The organism is Aquabacterium sp. (assembly GCF_004297345.1).
Classification (GTDB): Bacteria; Pseudomonadota; Gammaproteobacteria; order Burkholderiales; family Burkholderiaceae_C; genus Aquabacterium.
Window position 1 is genome coordinate 1 of sequence record NZ_SCTN01000284.1, and the last position, 3,441, is coordinate 3,441.

Consider the following 3,441-nt stretch of genomic DNA (forward strand, 5'->3'; position numbering starts at 1 on the left):
CCGACGAGGTGGGCCTGCAAGTGGCCGACAAGGACAAGGCCGTGGATACCTACGATCTGCATGCGACTGTGCTGCAGTTGCTGGGCCTGGATCACCTCAAGACTACCTTCCTCAACAGCGGCCGCTCCGAGCGTCCGACTGTCGTGTACGGCAAGGTCATCAAGGACATTCTGGCCTGACGATGCACAAGTTGACCATTGCACTGGCAGCATCTTTGGTCCTCATCGGCGGCGTGGTTCGCGCCGCCGATGCGGAGCTGGACATGGATCTGATGCAGACCATCGAGGACACGAACAAGAGCCTGTCGTCCAACATCGCCACACAGAACGCGCAGGGCAGCACGGCCGATGCCAGGGAGTTGCAGGAACTCTTCGGCAAGGTCGAGGCGCACTTCGTGAGCAAGGGCGGTGCTGACGACGCCGTGGATTTGTCTCGCAAGAGCAAGGAGCTGGCCGAGTCCATCGTGAAGTCCGTGGCCGCCAAGGACTTCAACACCGCGACGGACTCGGCCACGACCTTGTCACGCACATGCAGAACTTGCCACACCTTCTACAAGAAGTCTTGAAGGTGAAGGAGCGCAAGTGAGATCAGTGATTCTGATGATGTTGGCGTCTGTTCTCCTGATGCCTATAGCCTGGTCTGCACCTGCAGCAGGCAAGGCGAGGGCAAGCGATGCCCGGTCCAACAAGCCTGTGGCACCCGAGGCACCCAAGGGTGACGCCGTTGCCGGCAAGGACAAGGCCGAGAACGAGCGTTGCATGGAGTGCCACGGCGTGGATGGAAATGGAGCGGGGCATGCCAATAGCACCGATGGCAAGTTTGCCAAGCTGGCCGGTCAATACCCTTCCTACATCCTCAAGCAGATCCGGGATTTCAGATCCGGGGCACGCAAGGACGACCAGATGGCCATCATGGCGCGCAGTGTGTCCGATGAGGATGTCAGGGACATCGCTGTCTATTTCTCCAGTAAGACCCGTATGCATGGTCAGGACGGCAACCTGCATGAGTTGGGTAAGGAGCTTTACGAAAAGGGCGATCCGGCTCGCGGCGTGTTGGCCTGTGTGAGTTGCCATGGTGTCAAAGGCAAGGGCCTGGAAAGCAATCTGGCTGCACCCATTGTTGGCGGCCAGGAGTGGCGCTACCTCGACAAGCAACTGCGTGACTGGCGCTCCGGCGACCGGCGCAACAGCGCGGATGGCGTGATGAACAAGGTCACCAATGCCTTGACGGACAAGGAAATTGAAGCACTGGCGGATTACCTGTCAGGCATCTGATTGAACAAGAGATGGATTGGAGAGCAAGCATGAACAAGAATTGGTTGACGACAAGCCTGGCGATGGCCTTGGCTGCAGGTGTGTTCGCGTCGTCCCCGGCGCACGCTGCCTTGAAGGAAGGGGACAGCGTGCCCGACTTCAAGCTGCAAGCCTCCCTGGCGGGCAAGGAGTTCAGCTACGCGCTGAAGGACGCACTCAGGAAGGGCCCCGTGGTGGTGTATTTCTATCCATCGGCCTATACCGGTGGCTGCAACATCCAGGCGCACACCTTTGCTGTCAACGTGGGCAAGTTCGCGGCAGCAGGTGCTTCCATCATCGGCGTCTCGCTGGACAGCATCAAACGTCTCAACGACTTCTCTGCTGATCCCGATTACTGCGCCGGCAAGATCGCCGTGGCCTCTGATGCCGATGGCAAGGTGGCCAAGGCCTTTGATCTGTCTGTCAACGAGATCCCAGCGGGTCGCAAAGACACCCGCGGCGCGGAGATCGATCACGCCCGCGTAGACCGCACCACTTTCATCGTGACGTCGGAGGGCAAGGTGGCCGCAACGGTAGGTGGCTTGCCGCCCGCCGCCAATGTGGAGAAGGCGCTGGAAGTCATCCAGAGCCTGCAGGCAGGCAAGAAGTCCTGATTGAAGGTCAGGGCGGTCCGGTTCAACAGACACGAGAGGTCAGTTCATGAACAAGCGTTCCATTCTTGGCGCGGCCACCTTGTTGGCCAGCGTGCTGGGCACTGTGGCGACATCATCCTGGGCGCAGGAAAAGGCTGCGGCGTCCGTGGCGACCGCCATCCCCGGTGTGGTGGAGGCTGGTGCCAGGATCGAGTTGATCAAGGAAGGTTTCACAGGGACAGAAGGCCCTGTGGCACTGCCCGACGGTAGCTTGATCTTCACGGAAACTCAGGCCAACAGGGTGACGCGCATCGCCCCGGATGGCTCGACATCTGTCTTTGTGGAGGGGAGCAACGGGGCCAATGGCCTGGGCTTCACGTCCAATGGCGATCTGTATGCCGTTCAGGTGCTGAAGCCCCGCGTGGGCATCATCTTCCCGCCCCCGAAGGTCAAGACATTGGCCGACAACTACGAAGGCAAGCCCTTTGGTCGCCCCAATGATCTGGTGGTCGATCAAAAAGGGAACGTCTACTTCACAGATTCAGGTGCCAACCCTCCAGCAGCAGGGCAGCCTCCCAACGCTGCGCCGGCTGTAGAAGCCGCCAAGCCCACTGTCTACCGCATCTCCAAGCAAGGTGAACTCAAGCGCCTGATTGCTGACATCGAGCGGCCCAATGGCATCCAGCTGAGCCCCGACGAGAAAGTGCTGTACGTGGCCAACACGCTGGGAGAGCACCTGCTGGCCTACGACATCTTGCCCGACGGCAGCCTGGGTGCCCGCCGGCAGTTCGCGAAGTTGGCTGGCTGGACCAAGACAGACAACGGCTACAGCAGTGGTGCTGACGGCCTGGCCGTCGATGAGGCAGGGCGCGTGTACGTGGCCACCAACGCCGGCATCGAGGTCTTCAGTTCTAAGGGTGAAGCCCTGGGTCAGATCGCCTTGCCCAAAAAACCGCAGAACCTGGCCTTTGCCGGCGATGACAAGAAGACCTTGTACATCGTCGGACGCGGGTCTGCCTATCGCATTGCTGTGCAAACCCCCGGTTTCGAAGGCCGGGCCAAGTGACAAACAGGACTCAAGGGAATCGACTCATGACAGGCAAGACCGCCAGCGATTTCGCACCCGAGGTGCTCAAGCTATTTGACCAGTATGTGCATGGCCTGATCGGTCGTCGTGGGTTCCTGCAGTCGGCGGCCCGATACACCGCTGGGGTGGCGGGTGCCGAGTTGGTGTTGGCTGAGTTGAGCCCCAACTTTGCACAGGCGCAACAAGTGCAGGGTAGTGACGCCCGTATCCAGGCCCGCTACATCGAGATCCCTTCCCCCCTAGGCTATGGCACTGTGCGGGGCTACCTCGTGCAGCCAGCCAACGCCAAAGGGAAGTTGCCTGCCGTGCTGGTGGTGCATGAGAACCGTGGCCTGAATCCCCATATAGAAGACATTGCGCGCCGCCTTGCGCTGGATGGCTTCATCGCCTTTGCGCCTGATGCGCTGTACCCCTTGGGTGGCTACCCCGGGGATGAGGACAAGGCGCGTGAGCTGTTTCCCAAGCTGGA

General features: G+C 60.4%; 5 protein-coding genes. All 5 read left to right on the forward strand.

Annotated elements, in window-relative coordinates; translation table 11 throughout:
- Positions 1-181: 181 nt before the first annotated feature.
- Positions 182-565: a hypothetical protein gene (locus EPO09_RS09960; protein ID WP_290642654.1), complete on the forward strand. Its 384-nt coding sequence runs from the start codon at positions 182-184 to the stop codon at positions 563-565.
- A gap of 16 nt (positions 566-581) precedes the next feature.
- Positions 582-1,274, forward strand: a complete 693-nt coding sequence (locus EPO09_RS09965) for a c-type cytochrome (RefSeq protein ID WP_290642656.1) — start codon at positions 582-584, stop codon at positions 1,272-1,274.
- Between the two features lie 29 nt (positions 1,275-1,303).
- The gene (locus tag EPO09_RS09970) at positions 1,304-1,906 is read left to right on the forward strand and encodes a peroxiredoxin (RefSeq protein WP_290642658.1); all 603 of its coding nucleotides are present in this window, start codon (positions 1,304-1,306) and stop codon (positions 1,904-1,906) included.
- 46 nt (positions 1,907-1,952) lie between these two features.
- On the forward strand, positions 1,953-2,951 hold the full coding sequence (locus tag EPO09_RS09975) for an SMP-30/gluconolactonase/LRE family protein (RefSeq protein ID WP_290642660.1): 999 nt from the start codon (positions 1,953-1,955) through the stop codon (positions 2,949-2,951).
- Between the two features lie 26 nt (positions 2,952-2,977).
- Positions 2,978-3,441, forward strand: a 464-nt coding sequence (locus EPO09_RS09980) for a dienelactone hydrolase family protein (protein ID WP_290642662.1), incomplete at its 3' end; no start/stop codon positions are given.

Excerpts from the sequence above, each read along its gene's own strand:
- EPO09_RS09975 (WP_290642660.1), top strand. The coding sequence starts at position 1,953 with ATGAACAAGCGTTCCATTCTTGGCGCGGCCACCTTGTTGGCCAGCGTG.
- EPO09_RS09960 (WP_290642654.1), top strand. The coding sequence starts at position 182 with ATGCACAAGTTGACCATTGCACTGGCAGCATCTTTGGTCCTCATCGGC.
- EPO09_RS09970 (WP_290642658.1), top strand. The coding sequence starts at position 1,304 with ATGAACAAGAATTGGTTGACGACAAGCCTGGCGATGGCCTTGGCTGCA.